Origin of the sequence: Streptomyces sp. NPDC058086 (assembly GCF_042885015.1) — a bacterium.
In the GTDB taxonomy this organism is placed as follows: Bacteria; Actinomycetota; Actinomycetes; order Streptomycetales; family Streptomycetaceae; genus Streptomyces.
Map to the genome: position 1 here is coordinate 71,559 of NZ_JBHVST010000019.1, position 17,716 is coordinate 89,274.

The 17,716-nt window shown below is 72.2% G+C and carries 18 protein-coding genes; 9 read left to right on the forward strand and 9 right to left on the reverse strand.

The genetic code is table 11. The features are described 5' to 3' along the window. Positions 1 to 79 precede the first annotated feature (79 nt). Genes ACFVWD_RS17580 through ACFVWD_RS17590 form a run of 3 tightly spaced genes read left to right on the forward strand, consistent with a single transcriptional unit; the run spans position 80 to position 2,351 of the window. Entirely contained in the window at positions 80 to 877 is a 798-nt protein-coding gene (locus ACFVWD_RS17580) for a glycosyltransferase family 2 protein (protein ID WP_389597029.1), read from the forward strand. Next, positions 874 to 1,494, forward strand: a complete 621-nt coding sequence (locus ACFVWD_RS17585; RefSeq protein ID WP_389597031.1) for a DUF2064 domain-containing protein — start codon at positions 874 to 876, stop codon at positions 1,492 to 1,494. The genes ACFVWD_RS17580 and ACFVWD_RS17585 overlap by 4 nt, the downstream gene beginning before the upstream one ends. Continuing rightward, positions 1,491 to 2,351, forward strand: coding sequence for a class I SAM-dependent methyltransferase (locus ACFVWD_RS17590; protein WP_389597033.1), 861 nt, complete (start codon positions 1,491 to 1,493; stop codon positions 2,349 to 2,351). The genes ACFVWD_RS17585 and ACFVWD_RS17590 overlap by 4 nt, the downstream gene beginning before the upstream one ends. 367 nt (positions 2,352 to 2,718) lie before the next feature. On the opposite strand, the gene ACFVWD_RS17595 is transcribed toward ACFVWD_RS17590, so the two are convergent. Further along, complete coding sequence (locus ACFVWD_RS17595) at positions 2,719 to 3,957, reverse strand: molybdopterin-dependent oxidoreductase (RefSeq protein WP_389597035.1); 1,239 nt, start codon at positions 3,955 to 3,957, stop codon at positions 2,719 to 2,721. 113 nt (positions 3,958 to 4,070) lie between these two features. Between ACFVWD_RS17595 and ACFVWD_RS17600 the strand changes: the two genes are divergently transcribed. Next, positions 4,071 to 5,510: a hypothetical protein gene (locus tag ACFVWD_RS17600; protein ID WP_389597037.1), complete on the forward strand. Its 1,440-nt coding sequence runs from the start codon at positions 4,071 to 4,073 to the stop codon at positions 5,508 to 5,510. A gap of 198 nt (positions 5,511 to 5,708) precedes the next feature. Next, positions 5,709 to 6,239 carry a hypothetical protein gene (locus ACFVWD_RS17605; RefSeq protein WP_389597039.1) on the forward strand — a complete coding sequence of 177 codons (531 nt, stop codon included), beginning with the start codon at positions 5,709 to 5,711 and terminating at the stop codon, positions 6,237 to 6,239. A gap of 25 nt (positions 6,240 to 6,264) precedes the next feature. Here ACFVWD_RS17605 and ACFVWD_RS17610 read toward each other — a convergent pair whose 3' ends face one another. Then, on the reverse strand, positions 6,265 to 7,056 hold the full coding sequence (locus ACFVWD_RS17610) for a L,D-transpeptidase family protein (protein ID WP_389597041.1): 792 nt from the start codon (positions 7,054 to 7,056) through the stop codon (positions 6,265 to 6,267). A 329-nt stretch (positions 7,057 to 7,385) separates the two neighbouring features. Here ACFVWD_RS17610 and ACFVWD_RS17615 point away from each other — a divergent pair, with 329 nt between their 5' ends. Beyond that, positions 7,386 to 8,276, forward strand: coding sequence for a Cof-type HAD-IIB family hydrolase (locus ACFVWD_RS17615; protein ID WP_389597042.1), 891 nt, complete (start codon positions 7,386 to 7,388; stop codon positions 8,274 to 8,276). A gap of 9 nt (positions 8,277 to 8,285) precedes the next feature. Here ACFVWD_RS17615 and ACFVWD_RS17620 read toward each other — a convergent pair whose 3' ends face one another. Genes ACFVWD_RS17620 through ACFVWD_RS17635 form a run of 4 tightly spaced genes read right to left on the reverse strand, consistent with a single transcriptional unit; the run spans position 8,286 to position 10,915 of the window. Further along, positions 8,286 to 8,807: a hypothetical protein gene (locus tag ACFVWD_RS17620; RefSeq protein ID WP_389597044.1), complete on the reverse strand. Its 522-nt coding sequence runs from the start codon at positions 8,805 to 8,807 to the stop codon at positions 8,286 to 8,288. Beyond that, entirely contained in the window at positions 8,785 to 10,074 is a 1,290-nt protein-coding gene (locus ACFVWD_RS17625) for a WXG100 family type VII secretion target (protein WP_389597046.1), read from the reverse strand. Before ACFVWD_RS17625 ends, ACFVWD_RS17620 begins: the two co-directional genes overlap by 23 nt. Further along, a complete protein-coding gene (locus ACFVWD_RS17630) occupies positions 10,074 to 10,376 on the reverse strand; it encodes a DUF6317 family protein (protein WP_101399342.1) in 303 nt (100 codons plus the stop codon). Before ACFVWD_RS17630 ends, ACFVWD_RS17625 begins: the two co-directional genes overlap by 1 nt. Beyond that, complete coding sequence (locus ACFVWD_RS17635; RefSeq protein ID WP_389597047.1) at positions 10,376 to 10,915, reverse strand: SAV_915 family protein; 540 nt, start codon at positions 10,913 to 10,915, stop codon at positions 10,376 to 10,378. The genes ACFVWD_RS17630 and ACFVWD_RS17635 overlap by 1 nt, the downstream gene beginning before the upstream one ends. A 276-nt stretch (positions 10,916 to 11,191) precedes the next feature. On the opposite strand from ACFVWD_RS17635, the gene ACFVWD_RS17640 reads away from it, so the two are divergent. Together ACFVWD_RS17640 and ACFVWD_RS17645 are read left to right on the forward strand one after the other, a co-directional pair. Continuing rightward, the gene (locus tag ACFVWD_RS17640; protein ID WP_389597049.1) at positions 11,192 to 11,764 is read left to right on the forward strand and encodes a SigE family RNA polymerase sigma factor; all 573 of its coding nucleotides are present in this window, start codon (positions 11,192 to 11,194) and stop codon (positions 11,762 to 11,764) included. Then, on the forward strand, positions 11,761 to 12,267 hold the full coding sequence (locus ACFVWD_RS17645; RefSeq protein ID WP_389597051.1) for a hypothetical protein: 507 nt from the start codon (positions 11,761 to 11,763) through the stop codon (positions 12,265 to 12,267). Before ACFVWD_RS17640 ends, ACFVWD_RS17645 begins: the two co-directional genes overlap by 4 nt. Before the next feature lie 72 nt (positions 12,268 to 12,339). Here the strand turns inward: ACFVWD_RS17645 and ACFVWD_RS17650 are convergent, their stop codons facing one another. Then, positions 12,340 to 13,755 carry a cation:dicarboxylate symporter family transporter gene (locus ACFVWD_RS17650; RefSeq protein ID WP_389597053.1) on the reverse strand — a complete coding sequence of 472 codons (1,416 nt, stop codon included), beginning with the start codon at positions 13,753 to 13,755 and terminating at the stop codon, positions 12,340 to 12,342. Positions 13,756 to 14,091: 336 nt separating this feature from the next. On the opposite strand from ACFVWD_RS17650, the gene ACFVWD_RS17655 reads away from it, so the two are divergent. After that, the gene (locus ACFVWD_RS17655; RefSeq protein ID WP_389597055.1) at positions 14,092 to 14,628 is read left to right on the forward strand and encodes a universal stress protein; all 537 of its coding nucleotides are present in this window, start codon (positions 14,092 to 14,094) and stop codon (positions 14,626 to 14,628) included. A 14-nt stretch (positions 14,629 to 14,642) separates the two neighbouring features. Here the strand turns inward: ACFVWD_RS17655 and ACFVWD_RS17660 are convergent, their stop codons facing one another. Together ACFVWD_RS17660 and ACFVWD_RS17665 are read right to left on the reverse strand one after the other, a co-directional pair. Continuing rightward, complete coding sequence (locus ACFVWD_RS17660; RefSeq protein WP_389597057.1) at positions 14,643 to 16,178, reverse strand: protein kinase; 1,536 nt, start codon at positions 16,176 to 16,178, stop codon at positions 14,643 to 14,645. A 107-nt stretch (positions 16,179 to 16,285) separates the two neighbouring features. After that, positions 16,286 to 17,668: a hypothetical protein gene (locus tag ACFVWD_RS17665; RefSeq protein WP_389597123.1), complete on the reverse strand. Its 1,383-nt coding sequence runs from the start codon at positions 17,666 to 17,668 to the stop codon at positions 16,286 to 16,288. Positions 17,669 to 17,716 lie beyond the last annotated feature (48 nt).

Here is a 17,716-nt window from a genome sequence, read left to right on the forward strand (position 1 = left end):
CCCGCATGCCGCGATCCCGCCGCGACGTCCGTGTTTCGTAAGGACCCGAAGTCCGATATCTCCCTTTCGCGTTCGTAGGGTGAAAGCCGTGACGACCTCTCCCCAACCCGACCCCGACAAGCCCCCGGACACGGAACCGGCGCCCGTCGACGTGGTCCTCCCCTGTCTGAACGAGGCCGAGGCCCTCCCCTGGGTCCTCGCCCGCGTCCCCGCCGGGTGGCGCGCGCTGGTCGTGGACAACGGCTCCACGGACGGCTCGGCGGAACTGGCCCGCGGCCTCGGCGCGACCGTCGTGCGCGAGACGCGCCGCGGGTTCGGCGCCGCCTGCCACGCCGGTCTGCGAGCCGCCACCGCGGACATCGTGTGCTTCTGCGACTGCGACGCCTCGCTGGACCCGGCCCGGCTCCTGCCCTTCGTCCGCGAGGTACAGGACGGCGAGGCCGACCTCGTGCTCGGGCGGCGCCGCCCACAGGGCCCCGGCGCCTGGCCCGCGCACGCCCGGGCGGGCAACCTCGCCCTGGCCCGGATGCTCCGCCGCCGCACCGGACTGCGTCTGCACGACCTCGGCCCCCTGCGTGCCGCCCGCCGCGAACCGCTGCTCGCCCTCGGCCTCACCGACCGCCGCAGCGGCTACCCGCTCCAGATGGTCGTGCGCGCCGCCGACGCCGGCTGGCGCGTCACCGAGCACGACGTGCCCTATCTGCCGCGCACCGGCGCCTCCAAGGTCACCGGCACCTGGCGCGGCACCTGGCAGGCGGTACGGGACATGCGCCGCGTCCTCGCCGAGCCGCCCGCGCCGCCGCGCCACGCCCACGCCGCCCTCGCCCCTTCCCGCACCTCCACGGATTCCCGTTCCCAGGGAGGAACCAGCCAGTGACGACGCTCCTCGTCATCGCCAAGGAACCACGGCCGGGACGGGTCAAGACCCGGCTCACCCCGCCGTTCACGCCCCGGGAGGCGGCGCTGCTCGCCGAGGCGTCCCTCGTGGACACCCTGCGCACGGTGGCGGCGACCCCGGCACGGCGCCGGGTGCTCGTGCTCGACGGAGCGGCCGGCGACTGGCTGCCGGGCGGCTTCGACGTCGTACCGCAGTGCGCGGGCAGCCTCGACGAACGGCTGGCCGCCGCCTTCGCGGGCTGCGACGGGCCCGCGCTGCTCATCGGCATGGACACACCGCAGGTGACACCCGAGCTCCTCACCGTGGACTTCGCCGGCTGCGACGCGTACTTCGGCCCGGCCGAGGACGGCGGCTTCTGGGCCCTCGGGCTCGCCGCCCCCGATCCGGCGCTTCTGCGGGGCGTGCCGATGTCGACGCCCACGACGGGTGCGGTACAGCGGAAACGGCTCGTCGCCGCCGGGCTGTGCGTGCGCGACCTGCCCCGCCTCCGGGACGTCGACACGGCCGCCGACGCGGAGGCGGTCGCCGCCGTCGCGCCGCCCGGCAGCCGCTTCGCCGCCGAGCTCGGGCGTCTGCGGACGGCCACCGGACGATGAGCACCGCGCACGGGACGACGACACCGCCGGGGGTGCCCGGCCCGCGCCCCTGGTCCGCCGATCCCTACTCGGACGCCCTGGTCACCGGCCGGGGCCCGCTCTTCCTCCGGCGCACCGACGGCTGGCTGCTGCCGCTGGAGGTGGAGCGCTGGTGCGCACGGGCCGACGCGGTGGACCTGACCGTGCTGGGGCGCTGCGAGGGGACCGTGCTCGACGTGGGCTGCGGGCCGGGGCGGCTCGTCGCCGAACTCGCCGCCCGGGGCCGGCCCGCGCTCGGCATCGACGTCAGCGAGGCGGCCGTCGCGCACACCGCCCGACTCGGCGGCCAGGCCCTGCGGCGCTCCGTCTTCGAGCCGCTCCCCGGTGAGGGCCGCTGGGACACCGCGCTCCTCCTCGACGGCAATGTCGGCATCGGTGGCGACCCGGCCGCCCTGCTCCGCCGGATGACCCAACTCCTCACCCCCGGCGGACTGTTGATCGTCGAGACGCTCGCGGACGTGGACGTCGACGAACGGGTCAGCGTCCACATCGTCCGGGTCACCGACCCCCGGGGCACGGACGGGCCGGCCTTCCCGTGGGCCCGCCTCGGCACCCCGGCGCTGCTCCGGCACGCGGCACGCGCGGGCTGGCGCCGGGAGGGTCAGTGGTCGGCCGGGGGCCGCTCGTTCGTCGCCCTGCGCAACCGCGACGGATGCGATGGCCCGGACGACCGCGATGATCGCGATGGCCGGGACGACCGGGACGACCGGAACAGCCGCAGTACGAGCAGCGCCGCCGAACCCCCGAACAGCACCGCCGTGATCAGCAGCCAGCGGGCCAGGAAGTCGTCGCCCGAGAGCCCGGTGGCCAACCGGTAGTGCTCCGCCATCTGCCCGCTGATCAGCGGAAACCACATCAGCAGCAGAAGCGCCGAGAACGCGGCCGGGAACCGGACGTAGACCGTCCACTCCCGGCGGCCGACCGCGCCAAGACCCCTCGCCACGGCCCGGTCCGCCCCCGCGTACAACGGAACGAGCACCAGGTCGTGGAGGACCGCCACCCCCACGAACCACAGAGCCACCCCGAACCAGTCCCCTGCGAGCAGCCGCACCCCGGCGTACCCGGCGAGCGCGAACGAACAGGCCAGCAGCAGGATCTGCAGCGGACTGCCCAGGACAGGCTTCCCGAACGGCCGCCGCACCACAGGTCGTCTCACCACAGGCCGTCGCACCACAGGCCGTCGCATCACAGTTCTCCGAACGTCATCCGGGCCACCCACTTGGTGTTGAGCACGCCGGGCGCCGCGGGGACGATGATCCGCGCGGGATAGCCGTGGTCGGGGGTCAGGTCCTCGCCGTTGGCGAACAGGGCCAGCAGGGAGCGCGGGTCGCGCACCTGGTTGTAGCGCAGGGCCCCGTGCCGGAACGCCCCGTGCCGCTGCAACGACTCCACCAGCACATCGGGCGCCGCGCCCTCCTCGTATCCGACGAGCCGCGCCAGGTCCCGCAGCCGTACGCCCCGCCACCACTGGTCGGAGGTCGACCAGCCCTCCACGCAGGCGATGGGCAACGCGGCGCTGTGGAGCGGGAGTTCCAGCAGCTCGCTCCGGCTGAGCCGGACCGTGCGCCCGCGCCCCTCGACGACCAGCCGCCACACCTCACCGGTCGTCTCCCGCATGTCGATGCCGACCGCCTCGGCCGTCTTGTTGATCTGGAAGCCGCCGGGTCCGCTGCCCGGTTCGGGGCCGCCGTGCGGCGCGAGCACGGCCGTCTCCCGCAGCGGCTCGTCGAAGCTGCGGCCCGCCGTCGTGGCGAACAGCAGCAGCGATCCGCCGCCGACGACCCCGAGGGCACCGCGCCGCGAGACGGTGGGCGGGGTGGGGTCCGGTGAGACCAACTCCCCTTCTTCCGTGGTGTGTTCGTCCCGGAGGCGGCGCAGATTGCGGAGCGCCGCCGGTACCCGCAGCACGGCGTGCGCGACGAACGCGGCGAAGAACACCCAGGCCCCGTAGAAGTGCAGCGGATAGAAGGAGCCGGGGAAGATGTAGTCGAGCTGGATGTTCAGCACGCCGGTGGTGAACTCGAACAGGGCGCCCCCGACCAGCAGGAGCAGCGAGATCCGCTCCAGCGCGTGCGCGAGCGACCGGGCGGGCGGCAGCGCGAACAACTTCGGCACGACCGACCACAGCTTCGCCAGCAGTACGGGGATCAGCGTGATCCCGAGGGTGACGTGGACGCCCTGGGTGAGGCGGTACAGCCACGACGGGTTCGTCGGCCAGGAGAAGAGGTAGAAGCCGAGCAGTCCCTTGTCCGGGGTCATGTCGTTCACCGGCGACAGGTCCGGGTTGTAGGCGGCGTACGACACGAGACCCGTCACGAACAGCACGGTGATGCCGCCGAGCAGGACGACGCCGAGCACCGAGGTGAACCAGGGGCCGCGCAAGGGGCTGCGCCAGAACGCGGGGGAGGAGGGAGACCGTGGCATGCCTCGACCGTAGGTCCGCGACACCCCCCGAACGGGTCCGCGAACCATGACGAAACTCTGACGTCAACTCCTGCGGCGGCTCCTGCGGCCGATCCGCGGCCTAGCGTGCGGATGTGAACCGCGATCTTCCCCAGGGCCTTCCCCCGGACGGTCCCCGCGATCTCCCCGGCGCTCCTCACCTCGACCGGCGTCACGATCGACGGCTCGACCGGCGCCGGGATCCGCTCCTCGACCTGGCCGCCGTCCTGGCCGCCGCCCTGCTCGTCACGGCGGCCGCGCTGGTCGGCACGTCGATCGAACGCCGCCACCACACGCTCTTCGTACGCTGGCCTCCCCTGTTCGCCCAGTGGGAGCCGCATGTCGGCCCCGGCACCCCGGCCGCGCTCGCCGTGGCCGTCGCCGTCGTCGCCCACGGGCCGCTCCTCGCCACGCGTCTGCCGTGGCGGGCGCTGCTGTGGGCGTCCTGGGGCACCGCCACCGCCTGGACGTTCTCCCTCGCGCTGGTCGACGGGTGGCAGCGGGGGATCGCCGGGCGGCTGACGGCCACGAACGAGTACCTCACGGTCATCGACCGCTTCCACGACATCCCCGCCACCCTGCGGGACTTCACCCACCACATCGTGAGTCACTCCCCCGCTCCCTGGCCCGCGCACATCGCCGGCCACCCGCCGGGGGCCACCGTCACCTTCGTACTCCTCGACCGGGCCGGGCTGGCCGGCGGCGGCTGGGCGGGCGTGTGGTGCATCGTGGCCGGGGCGGCGGCGCCGGCCGCGGTCATGGTCGCCGTACGGGCGCTGGCCGCGGAGGAGCTCGCCCGCCGCGCCGCCCCCTTCCTGGTCCTCGCCCCGGCCGCCGTGTGGGTGGGCGCCTCCGCGGACGGCTACTTCGCCGCGGTCGCCGCCTGGGCCGTCGCCCTCCTCGCCCTCGCGGTCACCGGACCCCGGCCCCGGGCGACGGGCCTCGCCGCCGGGCTCCTCCTCGGCCTCACCGCGTACCTCTCCTACGGCCTGACACTGTTCGCCGTGATCGCCGCCGCCGTCGTGCTGCTCGGCTCCCGCCGACTCCGCCCCCTCCCGTACGTCCTCGCCGGACTGGCCGTCGTCCCCCTCCTGTTCACGCTGCTCGGCTTCAACTGGTGGGAGGGGTACCGCCTGTTGGTCACCCGCTACTACGAAGGGGTCGGCGGCGTACGGCCGTACGGCTACTGGGTCTGGGCGAACCTCGCCTGTACGGCGCTGATCGTGGGCCCGGCGACGGTGGCGGGCCTGCGCCGAACGGTCGCGACGGCCGTACGCGAAGGTCCCCGCGCCCTCCGCCGCCCCCACCTCCTCTCCCCCGAGCCCCGCCTCGCCCTCCTCGCTCTCGCCGCCCTGCTCGCCCTCCTGGCCGCCGACCTCTCCGGCATGAGCAAGGCGGAGACGGAACGAATCTGGCTGCCGTTCGCGATGTGGTCCCTGCCCACCTGCGCGTTCCTGCCCCGCCCCCGTGCCTGGCTCACCGCCCAGGCCACCCTGGCCCTGCTCCTCAACCACCTCCTGCTGACCGGCTGGTGACACCGGGAGCGGAGACCGTGATCGATTCAGCCGGATGGCGGCGGGCCGGGACGGTCGCGGCACATCGGGGGAAGGTGCTGTTCAGCGCCGCACCGCGGAGGGAGCGGGGCGCGCGGCGGGGGCGCGGGGCGGGTTGCGGCGGGGGGTCGTGGATCTCACGGTGGGCCCATGAAGAAACAGCCGACGAAAGGGCCACGCATGCATGCCCTCATATCCCGATCCCGCGGAACCCTCCTGCCACCCCCGGTCGGCACGGCCGCGGCCGCCGTGGACGTACGCCAGGAGGCCTCCTCCGAGCGGGACGCCGTGGTGCAACAGCTCGACGCCCTCGCCAGGGCCGACCGCGACGCCGTGCTCCGCCCCCTGCTGAACGTGCTCTCCGCCGTCGCCGAACGGGGCGGCCGCCTCGACGCGGCCGAGGCGGCCGGGTACGCGCGGGCCCTGGAGACGGCGCACGCGTCCCTCGAACGGCGGCTGAAGGAGCGATCCTCCACCGCCCCCGGCATCACGGACCGGGCCGGGATCGCGGTCGCCGATCCGGTCTCGGATCTCCTCTCCCAGCTCCAGTCGACGGTCGACGGGCTGGTCAAGGCCCTGACGGGGGCACTGGGCACGGTGACCGGCCTGCTGTCGCCGGTGGTCGGGGTGGTCACGGGGCTACTCGGCGGCGGACTGTCCGGACTTCCGGCCCTGCCCGCCGCGGGAAGTCCGGCGACACCCTCGCGCTGACAAGCGCGCCGGGGGCAAAGGGACGTCAGCGGGCGAGGGACTTGGCGTCGCCCATGACGATCGCCGGGTGCTGGGCGGGATCCAGCGTGCGCAGCAGTTCCTTCATGTGCTCCTGAGCCAGACCCACGCAGCCGTGCGTGGGGCCCCCGTGGTCGACGTGCAGCCAGATGCCGCCGCCCTTGCCCGCGCCGAGCGGGCGGGTCCAGTCGAGGGGTGAAGTGCCGGGCTCGTGGTTGTAGTTGATGGCGACGACGTAGTCGAAGGAGCCGGCCAGTGACTCCCCCTCGAAGCCCGTGCCGGCGATGGTGAACCCGACCGACCGGTCGTAGGGCAGCTTGGCACCGGGGTCGGGCCGGAGTCCGCCCGCGTCGGTGAGGGTGAACACGCCGACGGGCGAGCGGAGATCACCGGCGTGATGGTCGTCCGTCCAGCCCTTGAGGGCGTTGTGGGCCGGCCAGGTCGCTCCCGGCTCCCAGCCCGCGCTCGTACGCCGGTACAGCACCACCTGTGACACCGGGGAGTCCTTGCCCCGTCCGGTGACCAGGACGACCTGCCGCGCGTTCCCGGGTATCCCGGCCAGCGTCGCGGGGCCGACACCCGGCAGCCGCGCCGGTACGACCGGCGCGGCGGACTCCGCGCTGTCCGGTGCGGGCCGCCCGGGCCTGGCCTGCGTCGTAGCGGGAGCGCCGACGGACCGTTCGGCGCCGGCGCTTCCGCATCCGGTGAGCGTGACGGACAGGACCAGAGCCCCGGCGGCGATCAACGGTGTACGCAGACGCTGTCGGGGGGAGGCCGGGCGACGGGTGGAGGAAGCCATGATCGTCAGCCTGGGGGTGACTTGTGAGGAACTGGTCAGGTCAGGTCAGGTCAGGTGCGGTCGTCTCCGCTCCGCGGACCGTTTCAGCTTCGGGGACGGAACATTTCCCCCGGGTAGGGTGACGGAAATGGAGATCCGCCAAGCGACGGTCGGCGCCGCCCCGCCCGAACCCGTACGGGACGCCGCGAATACACCGGCTCCACCGCCGCCGTCGGTCGAAGCCGGGGCGCTCGGCGACGCCGACTGAACCGCCCGAAGGCCACTCCCCCAAGCAGCCCCGCACGCCCACTGCCGCGCGTCGCCCCGCAATCTCCGCCACAGGAAAGAACATGCCCCTTTCTCACGCCGCAACCGCCACCGCCGCGACCACCCCCCTGACCGTCACCGCGCCCCAGCCCCCGGAGGGAGCCGCCGACATCCGGCTCATCGTCACCGACATGGACGGCACGCTCCTGGACGACGCCAAGCGCATACCCGACGGCTTGTGGTCGCTCCTGGCCGAGCTGCGCCGACGGGACGTGCTCTTCTGCCCGGCGAGCGGCCGTCAGTACGCCACCCTGGCCAAGGAGTTCGCCGACGCGGGGCAGGGCATGGTGTTCATCGCCGAGAACGGCACCTACGTCGTACGGGACGGCGTGGAGCTCAGCTCCGACCCGCTGGACCCGTCCGTCGCCGCGCGGATCGTCACCACGACACGGGGGCTGCGGGCCGAGGGCGTGGACGTCGGCGCGGTGGTCTGCGGCAAGCGGTCCGCGTACGTCGAACGGACCGACGAAGCGTTCCTGGCCGAGGCAGGGCAGTACTACACCCGGCTCCAGCCCGTCCCCGACGCGACCGCCGTCGACGACGAGATCCTCAAGGTCGCCCTCTTCGACTTCGGACCGGTGGAGCGGACCACCGCCCCGGCCCTGAGCCCCTTCACCTCGACCCACCAGGTCGTCGTCTCCGGCGAACACTGGGTCGACATCATGAACGTCACCGCCGACAAGGGCGCGGCCGTACGCCGTCTCCAGGACGACCTGGGCATCACACCCGCCCAGACGATGGTGTTCGGCGACTACCTCAACGACCTCGAAATGCTCGACACCGCCGAGTGGTCCTTCGCCATGGCCAACGCCCACCCCGCCATCATCGACCGGGCCCGCCACCTCGCCCCGTCCAACAACGAGAACGGTGTCCTCCGCACGATCACCCGCCTGCTCCACCTGCCACCCATGTGACCCGCCCGATCATCCCTCCACGACCCGCCGCGCGCCGACCTCGCTGGGGTACTCGCGGACGGTGAACGCGGCGAGGACCCAGCCGACGGCGTACGCGAGCAGGGCGGGCAGGACGGGCGCCGCGATCAGGAAGAGGATGCGGCCGGCGAGGGCCAGCCCCGTGGAACGGCGGGTCTGGTCACGCTTGCGGCCGCGGGCCTCGCTGGGGGTCGGCGGGTCCAGGAGGTCCCTGCGGTGGCCGCGGCGCTGCACCACCCAACCCCAGACCACCGCCACGCAGGAGGCGGCCACCTGCGCCCAGTCCCACACCATGCGCACGCCTGACGGCAGGTCGCCGCGGAACGACTGGTAGAGCACGAGCGCGATGTAGCAGGCGAAGGCCAGCACAGCGAACCAGAGGACCGCTCCGAAGGCACGGCGCAGCCAGTAGCGCGCGCCACGCTCGTACCAGGTGGTACCGAGCCCGGGCAGGGCCGGGATGCGGGCGGGAGTTCCGGAGGCGGGGGCTTCAGAAGATGCTCTTGATGCCATGCCAGACGTCATCCTTCAGTCGTACGAAATCGTGCCCGGTCTCCGTGAAGACATGGCCTGTGCCGTGCAGCACGCCGCCGACGACACCGTGGTCGTGGATGTCCTCGCTCCAGTGCTCGTGGAAGGCGTGGTCGATGACCCCGGTCGCGCCGACCACCACCGCACCGCCGACCCCCGCCACCACGATCACGGGTGCTTCGAAGGGCGCAGCCGCCACCAGGCCCGCCGTGATGGCCGTACCGGCGGCCAGGCCGGCCAGGTTGGCACCGCCGTCGACCGTGACGGAGTGCTGCCAGGACCAGCCCTTGTCATGGTCGTCGGAGGCTTCGAGGATTCCGCAGGCGCCGGCCGCTGCGACGTCCAGGACCGGGACCTCCTTGAGGAAGTCGGGCAGCTTGTCGAGGCTCTCGCCCGCGCGCAGCGCCGCCGCGGCGTCGGTCAGCTTGACGTTCAAGGCCCGGTCGTAGGGGAGTCTGGTGCTGCCGTGATCGGCGCGGGCGATGTCCTCTTCCAGCGAGTCGACCTTCGTCATCGCGTCGCGGTAAGCGCTCTTGGCAGGGAGGTCCTTGGGCAGTGCGCGGCCTGCCTTCTGAAAGGCCTTGCGCTCGGCGCGGAGTTCCTTCTTGGCCGCCTGCTCCTCGGCCTTGGCGTCGTCGAGCTCGGTGCGGGCCTTGGCGCCGCCCGCCCGGGCGTCCTCGGCGTCATAGGCGTACAGGCCGCGCAGGTAGTCGGCAAGGGTGATCTTGTCGCCCGGCGACACCGACGCGGTGACCTGTGCGTACAGCCCCCGCAACTTGTCCGCCGCGACCAGCCTCGCGTGCTGCGCCGTATGCAGAATCTCCGTGCGTGCCTTGTCGTACTCGCCGAACGCCGAGATCGTCTTCTGTTCGTCGGCACTCGGTGGGTCGGACGTGACGAACTGGAGCGGGGCGCCCTGGGCGCCCATGGGTACGCCCTTCTTCGCGGCGATGTGCTCGGCGTTCTGCAGGGCGGTCTCGCAGGCGGACAGCGCGCCGACGAGGGTGTCGAGGATGTCGCCCGCGTCGTGGACGAGGCCCGCGAAGGCTCCCGCCGTGAGGGCGTCCTCGCTCCAGGTGGCGCGGAAGGTCTCGGCCGCGTCGCCCTTCCAGTTCGCGTCGCCGACCAGCTCCTCGACGGCGCTGCTGAGCGGATGGACGACGTCCTCGAGCTTCTTCTTCGCGTTCTTGTACGTCTCGGCCATCGTGCGCAGTCCACCGATGTCGCCGCCGACCCAGCTGTCGCCCATCAGCCGTCCCCCACCATCAGGTCCTCGAACAGACCGTGTACGTCGATGTCGTGCCGCTGGAACGAGTCGCGGGCGTACGCCACCTTGTCGCCGTGGTCGTCCAGCCGGTCGGCGAAGCCGGTGTGCAGGGCGACGATGAGGTCGGCGACCTCCTTGATGGCGTGGTCGAGGCCGCTGTCACCGCCGCTGACGACGGGCGGGGCGACCTGGTCGTGCAGGTTCCGGTAGTGGGTGGCCTCGTCGTGGAAGGTCTTGGACATCGAGGTGAGGTCACTCAGGACCGCCTTGAAGTCGGGCGGCATCAGCGCACCTCCCGTGCGTAGGCGGCCAGGTCGGCCGACTGCCAGTTGTGGTGTCCGGGCGCGACACGCGGGTCGACGCGGACGGTGACGCCGTGCTCGCGCACTCCCTCGGCCAGCGGCCCGATCGACGTGGCGACCCACGGCTGGGCCTCGCCGAGCGCGGCCACCAGCCGGGCCGGCGTGGTGAAGGCGAGGGCCACGGTCCCGTCCGTGGGGTGCTCGAACAGCTCGTAGGCGATGAAGGGCACCCGGGTGGGGCGGCCGGACGGGTCCAGCGCGTCGACATAGCGCGGATGGGCCGGGACCAACACGGGGGTGTGGTAGGCCGGAACGCCGGGCTTCGGGGCCTGCCGTCCTTCCGCGTCCGGCCGTACGGGCGGCTCCGCCTCGGCGTAGTCGAGCAGGCGCGAACGACGCGGCTGCGGGTTCGACGGACGAGGTTCCGGGTCCGACGGACGAAGTTCCAGGTTCGACGACTTGGCCGTGGCCGGTGGCTCGGGTGACCCGGTCTCGGCGTAGTCGGATATGTGCGACCGCATCGGCGCCCCCACCGCCGTCACCTCTTCACTCTTCGCTCTTCGCTCTTCGCGCTGGACGTTTTGGCGCGCTCACCCTAACGACCGGCCCCGAGGGCAAATCCCGCTATGTCAGGCCGTCGGGCCGTGTACATGCCGAGTGCATGCCTACTGCATACCGACCGCATACCGACTGCATGCTGAACCGATACGGCCGGCTGTGACCCAGCTCTCATCTCCCCCATGCAGCAGATGAAGGGGCTCCCCCGTCGAGGAGGGGTGACAGGAAGGGAGGAGCGTGTGGATCTGGCAACCGAGTGGAAGCTGGGCGCCGAGCGCGGCGGGACCGAGTCGCTGGACATGGACTTTCCCGCTTTCGTCGCCGCCCGGTCCGCCGCCCTGTTCCGTGGCGCCCTCGTGTTGACGGGAAACCGCGAAGCCGCCGAGGACCTGCTCCAGGAAACGCTGGAACGGACCTGCCGCAAGTGGCGCACGATCGCCGCCAAGGACGCCCCCGACGCCTATGTGCGGCGGATCATGGTGAACCTGGCGAACGACCGCTGGCGAAGGTTCCGCCGCACGACCCCGCACCCCGACAGCGGCGGCGACCGGGCCGCTCCGGGGGACGAGTACGGGCGGATAGACAGCAGGGACCAGCTCGTTCGCGCTCTTCAGCAGTTGCCGATGCGTATGCGCACGGTCGTGGTCCTGCGGTACTTCCACGATCTGTCGGATGCGGAGATCGCGGCCGATCTGAAGATCTCGGCGAGTACCGTACGGTCCCAGCTCGCTCGTGGGATCGAGAAGCTGAGAAGCCAGTTCCCCGCGCTCTCCGGCCCTTCACCGCAGCGGCCCACGGAAGGAAACCGATGACTTCACACGATGCACGGCCTTCCAGCCGCACCGGTTACACATCCTTCGAAGAGGAACTGGTGAACGCCATGAACGAATTCGCGAACTCCGCCGACGCGCCGTCCGTCGACACCGTCGGCATCGTGCGCAGGACCCGCCGCAAGCGCGTCACGGCCATCGCGGGTCTCGCCGCCGCCCTGATCGTGGCCGGCGGCGGCACCGCCCTGGCCACCGTCGTCACCAACGGTTCCCACGCCGCGAAGCCCGCCGCCGCGACCACCGCGACCGGCAACGACGCCACCAACGTGCTGCTGAAGGGCAGCAAGTTCCCGCTGGAGTTCGCGGGCCTGGACCTGGACTTCGCCAAGCAACTGCTGTTGAAGGGCCGGCTCAAGCTCGGCACGGTCAGCAAGGTGGACTGCGGCAAGAACGGCAAGCCGGGCTCGGTCCACTCGGTCGACCCGCACAGCCCGAAGACCGTGTCCATCGGCGCCACCATCAACCTGGCCCTCTGCGCCGGCTGATCCGGGACACCCCGGCCACCCGGGCCACCCCGCCCCAGTCGTCGCGAGCTCCGACGACCGGGGCGGACGGAGTCAGCCCACCTCGGTGGCCGCCCGCTTCGGTACGTCCTCGTCGGACTCGTCGGACCCGGCGGACCCGGCGGACCCGGCGGACCCGTCGAACTCTTCGGACCCGTCCGCCTGATCGGGTACGAACGCGATCTCACCGTCCAACACCTTCTTCACCCGCTCCGTGTCGAGCGCGCCCTCCCAACGGGACACGACGAAGACGGCGACGCAGTTGCCGAGCAGGTTCGTGGCGACGCGCATCGAGTCCATGATGCGGTCCACGCCCAGAAGGAGGGCGACCGCTCCGACGGGGATGACCCCGAGGGCGGAGGCCGTCGCGGAGAGGGCGAGGAATGCCGAACCCGGCACACCCGCCATGCCCTTGCTGGTCAGCATGAGGACCAGGACGACGGTGATCTGCTGGCCCAGGCTCAGATCCACCCCCACCGCCTGCGCGATGAACAACGTACCGATGGACAGATAGATCGAGGCGCCGTCGAGGTTGAAGGAGTAGCCGGTGGGCAGGACCAGGCCCACGGCGTCGTCGCGGCAGCCCGCCTGGCGCAGCTTCTGCATCATGCGGGGCATGACCGTCTCGCTGGAGGCGGTACCGAGAGCGAGCAGCATCTCCTCGCGGGTGTAACGGACGAACTTCCACAGGCTGATGCCGGTGACCGCCTTCAGGGCGAGGGCCAGCAGGAGCAGAAAGATCAGCGCGGCCGCGTAACAGACGCCGATGAGCTTGCCGTAGGTGGACATGACGCCGACCCCGTACTGACCCACCAGATGGGCCGTCGCGCCGAAGACGGCGAGCGGGGCGAGCTTCATGATGAAGCCGACGACCGCGAAGACGACCTCCTGTGCCTGTTCGACGGCGGGCAGGATCGCGGGCACCTTGCCGTGGCCGAGATGCAGCACGGCCGCGCCCACCAGGCAGGCGAGGACGAGGACTTGGAGCAGGGAGTTCTCGGCGAACGCGCCGACCGCGCTGTCGGGCAGCGCGTGCAGGATGAACTCGCTGGTCGAGGGCAGCGATCCGCCGCCGGTCTTGCCGTCGACCGCCGAGGCGTCCAGCTTCGAGGGGTCGACGTTCATGCCGGTGCCGGGCGCGACGAGGTTGCCCGCGAGCAGCCCGACGAGCAGCGCGAACGAGGTCGCGACCTCGAACCAGACCAGGGCCTTGAGCCCGATCCGGCCGAAGGCCTTGAGGTCTCCGGCCCTGGTGATGCCGACGACGACCACACAGAACACCAGGGGCGCGATCATCGCCTTGATGAGGCGGACGAAGCCGTCACCGAGCGGCTGGGCGGCGGTGGCGACGTCGGGCCACAGCCTTCCGACGAGAATGCCGAGGACGAGCGCGCAGGCGACCTGCGCGAACAGTGAGGTGCGCAGCGTGCGTGCGACGCGTCGCGGCAGGGACGGTACGGACGGTGGCACGGTATTCCTCCAGAGCAACTTCTGCCATGTGGAAACTCGATTCCACATCGTGGTGGGCGTCACTATGTCGGAGTAGTGCGATCCGCAGAAGACCCTGAGCGTCACCGGCCGAGATCTTGGACGTTGCTCTAAAGCAACTGCTTCAAAGGCATCACTCCAAAGGCATCACTTCAAAGGCGCCGCTTCGAAACGGCCAAGGACAGAGGTGTGTGCCGAAGTGTCATGAACGGTCGGGACCTCGTCAGGTGAACGCCAACACCCTGGCCCGCCGCCCTCCCCCCGCGTTCGATGGAACGCGGATACCCGTGTCGACGTACGCCGAGGGGTGAGCGAACGATGGGCGAGGGAAAGCGGCGGCGGGTCGTCGTGGGGGTGAGCGGTTCGCCGGGAAGTCTGGCCGCGCTGCACCGGGGCGCGTTCGAGGCGCGCCGCACCGGCGCCGTGCTGCTGGCCGTGGGTGCCTGGGAACCGCCGCACGGCGCGCTCGCCCACCCGAGTTCGATGCTCGCGCCGCCGATGACCGAGTTCCGGCGGATGGCGGACGACCGGCTGCTCACCGCGCTCGGCACGGCCTTCGGCGCCGACGGGCCCGGGGTGCCGTGCCGGGGGCTGGTCGTGTGGGACCGGCCGGGGCGCGCCCTGGTGCGGACCGCCGACCGGATCGGCGACCTCCTGGTGATCGGCGGCGGGCGGCGCGGCCGGATGCGCCGGGCGCTGTTCCCGTCCGTCGCGCGCTACTGCCTCGCGCACGCCGCCTGCCCGGTGCTGGCCGTACCCCGCTCACCCCTGCACCGCGAACTCGCCTCCGTACGCCGCCGGGTCAGCCTGCGCCTGCCGCTCGACGCCAGTGAACTGACGGACGGCAGGTCCTGAACCGCCGTCCCGACTCAGCCGACCCGGAAGCCCGCCAAGACCGTGTCGAAGACCGGGCGGGCGGTGTCCCACTTGAGGTCCGGGGCCGAGAGGTAGATGTCGTACTCCCGGCCGCCCTCCTGCCCGAAGCCCAGGTCGATCGCGCGGAACGCCCGGACCCTGCCCTTGAAGGTGAACTCCCACACGGCCGCGGGCTTCTCCTGGAACGTGGTGCGCTGCATACGCAGTTTCCGGTACGAGGAGGGGTAGTTGAGCTTGGTGTTCGCCTCGATGTTCGTGAAGTGCGACTCGGGGTTCGCACCCGCCGGCTCGACCATGCCGATCGTGAGGCCCACGAGACCCGTCTCGTCGGCGTAAGTGACCTGTTCGGCCGACGCCTTGCCGCGCTTCCAGCCGTCCGGGACCGGGAAGGAGACGCCCAGCTTCTTTTCCGTGACCAGGTGGTAGCCCGCGGGAACGGCCGGGGGCGCGGAGGTGGCGGCGGAAGCGGCGGCTTTGTGGTGGTTGCCGCTCTTGCCGTCCCGGGTCAGGGACCACCCGCCCGCCACCGTCGCGGCCACCAGCACCACGGCCAGCGCGCTCCAGACGGCCACACGGCGCCCGCGGGCCCGGGGCGGTGCGTCTTCCCGCGCCGGTGCGACCGTCGTGGCGGTCGGCGGAGACTGTGCCGGTGTCCGTGTTGATATCGGCGCCGTCGCCGGTACCGGGCGCGTGGGCGTCAGCTGCGTCGGTACCCCCGACACGACTTCCCTCAGGACCCGCTCCACCTCCTCCGCCGACGGCCGCTCCTCCGGCTCCTTCGCGAGCAGCGCCTCGATGAGGGGTTCCAGCGGGCCGGCCTGCTTCATGGGGTCGACCGGGTCGACGGCGATGGCGTACGCCGTCTCCACGGCCGTGGCCTTGCGGAACGGGGGCCGCCCCTCGACGGACTGGTAGAGGGTCGCCCCGAGCGCCCACAGGTCCGCGGCGGGTCCGGGCTTCTTGCCCCGCATCCGTTCGGGCGCGATGTAGTCGATCGAGCCGATGATCTCGCCGGTCTTGGTCAGCGTCGAGGTGCCGGTCGCCATGGCGATGCCGAAGTCGGTGAGGACGACGCGGCCGTCGGCGCCGAGCAGGACGTTGCCCGGCTTGACGTCACGGTGCAGCACCCCGGCGGCGTGCGCGGCCCGCAGCGCGGCGACCATGCCGAGGCCGATCCGGGCGGCATGGGTGGGCGGCACCGCGCCGCCGTCCGTGAGCAGTGCGGCGAGGGTGGTGGAGGGCACGTACTCCATGACGATGCAGGGCAGCCCCTCGTCGTCCACCACGTCGTGCACGACGACCACGTGGGGATGGGCGATACGGGCGGCGCTGCGCGCCTCGCGGCGGGTGCGTTCGTGGAGGGTGGCGAGCTCGTCGTCGGTCAGGTGCCGCTGGACATGCAGCCGCTTGACCGCGACCTCGCGGTTGAGGACCTCGTCCTCGGCACGCCACACCGTGCCCATGCCGCCACGGCCGATCTGTTCGATCAGCCGGTAGCGCCCGGCGACCAGCCGCCCCTCGTCCGCCACCGCGTGCCCCTTGCCGTTCTTTCCGGACCGCTCGCTCCGGACAGGTTCGAACCATTTCGCGTTCGATTCGTGTCGACACCATAGTCGGCGCAGGTTGCGGGCGAATCTCAGCCGTCGTTCCCCCGCTCGTCCGGGGCCGCGAGGACGAGTTGGGTCAGCGGGGTGGGGTCGCCCGTGTCCAGGGTGACCCGGTAGAGGCCGGGCGCGGGCACGGTGACACGGGCCGCGAGGTGGTCGTCGTCGCCGTACAGCCGGGCGGGTCCGGCGAAGGCCCCGCCCACCTCCTCGACCACGCAGTCCAGCCCCGCGGGACTGTCGGCGCCGCGCACCCGGACCGTCCAGGGCGTGCCCGGGGCGACGAGGTCCGGGACCTCGATGCCGACCCGTGCCCCGGCCTGCGGAGGACCGAGGTGCTCGTCCTCCTCCAGGAACGAGGTCACCGCCTCCAACGCGGCCTCCCCCTGGGCCAGCGCACCGTGCTGCAGCGCGAGGGGCACGATGGCGCGGTTCAAAGGGGATGTCGCGGACTCCTTGTGTACGGTGCCGTCGCCACCCACGTCGAAGCGGCGCGGGGCGCCGGTCTCGTCGCGCATCAGCTCGCCGTCGCTGTGCTCGCGATAGCAGTGCTCGGAGACGGTCACCACGCCCTGATGAAGCGTCAGGGACTGGAGGGTGGGCTGGCTGATGCCCACCAGCGCCCGGTGTCCGGGCAGTGCCCGCCCGCGCAGGGTGTCGTGCAGGGTCTGGGAGTCGACGGCCAGGTCCTTGTCGCCGCCCAGGTCGGCGATGTCCGTGGGGCTGAGCCGGCGGATGTTCAGGCCCTCGTCGAGACAGGGGAACGTCGGGAGCAGGTCGTGCAGACCCGGCATGGTGTACGCGAGTCTCCTGAGCCTGCCGTGCGGCAGCGGAACCGGCGCGCCCTGCCCGGTGTTGAGGATCGCGGCGGCGGCCACCGCCCCCTGGAAGGGCGTACCGAGGGTGAGCACCCCACGGGTGTCCGCCGCGAGGTCGGCGTCGGGGCCGTCGGTGAGAGCGGCGAGGGTGAGGAGTCCGCCCATGGAGTGCGCGACGAAGACGAGCCGTGCCTCCCGTTCGTCGACCCGGTGCTTGCGGGCGAGCGCGTGTGCGGGGTGGAGCCGCCACCGCTCCAGATGTTCGCGCGCCGCCTGGGCGAGGAACCGGGCGTTCGTGGCGACGGACAGCCGCCAGTCGTAGGCGAAGGGCAGCACGGCCCGAGGGTCGGCCACGCTCCGGGTGACCGTCGCGACCAGGTCGCCGTAGGGCTCGATGCCGCGCAGGAACGGACTCCAGGCGGGGGTGCTCAGCAGGCGCCGGGCCCGGATGCGGCCGAGGCGGCCCTCGCGTTCGTCGGGCGTGAGGCTCAGGGCGTGTAAGCCCCGGGGTGCCGTCCAGGCCTTCAGCAGCCATCCGGCGTTCGCGAGGCCCCACACGACGTCGCCCGACTCGGTGTCGTACAACTCGCTCCCCATGATGCCGGGAACGACGACGACGGCGTCCTGCGTCGTGTTCGGGGAGAG

What these genes read in the sequence shown, in the direction of transcription:
- ACFVWD_RS17590 (WP_389597033.1), top strand. Translation starts at nt 1,491, where the DNA reads ATGAGCACCGCGCACGGGACGACGACACCGCCGGGGGTGCCCGGCCCG.
- ACFVWD_RS17595 (WP_389597035.1), bottom strand. Translation starts at nt 3,957, where the DNA reads ATGCCACGGTCTCCCTCCTCCCCCGCGTTCTGGCGCAGCCCCTTGCGC.
- ACFVWD_RS17605 (WP_389597039.1), top strand. Translation starts at nt 5,709, where the DNA reads ATGCATGCCCTCATATCCCGATCCCGCGGAACCCTCCTGCCACCCCCG.
- ACFVWD_RS17610 (WP_389597041.1), bottom strand. Translation starts at nt 7,056, where the DNA reads ATGGCTTCCTCCACCCGTCGCCCGGCCTCCCCCCGACAGCGTCTGCGT.
- ACFVWD_RS17615 (WP_389597042.1), top strand. Translation starts at nt 7,386, where the DNA reads ATGCCCCTTTCTCACGCCGCAACCGCCACCGCCGCGACCACCCCCCTG.
- ACFVWD_RS17620 (WP_389597044.1), bottom strand. Translation starts at nt 8,807, where the DNA reads ATGGCATCAAGAGCATCTTCTGAAGCCCCCGCCTCCGGAACTCCCGCC.
- ACFVWD_RS17625 (WP_389597046.1), bottom strand. Translation starts at nt 10,074, where the DNA reads ATGGGCGACAGCTGGGTCGGCGGCGACATCGGTGGACTGCGCACGATG.
- ACFVWD_RS17630 (WP_101399342.1), bottom strand. Translation starts at nt 10,376, where the DNA reads ATGCCGCCCGACTTCAAGGCGGTCCTGAGTGACCTCACCTCGATGTCC.
- ACFVWD_RS17635 (WP_389597047.1), bottom strand. Translation starts at nt 10,915, where the DNA reads ATGCGGTCGCACATATCCGACTACGCCGAGACCGGGTCACCCGAGCCA.
- ACFVWD_RS17645 (WP_389597051.1), top strand. Translation starts at nt 11,761, where the DNA reads ATGACTTCACACGATGCACGGCCTTCCAGCCGCACCGGTTACACATCC.
- ACFVWD_RS17655 (WP_389597055.1), top strand. Translation starts at nt 14,092, where the DNA reads ATGGGCGAGGGAAAGCGGCGGCGGGTCGTCGTGGGGGTGAGCGGTTCG.
- ACFVWD_RS17665 (WP_389597123.1), bottom strand. Translation starts at nt 17,668, where the DNA reads ATGGGGAGCGAGTTGTACGACACCGAGTCGGGCGACGTCGTGTGGGGC.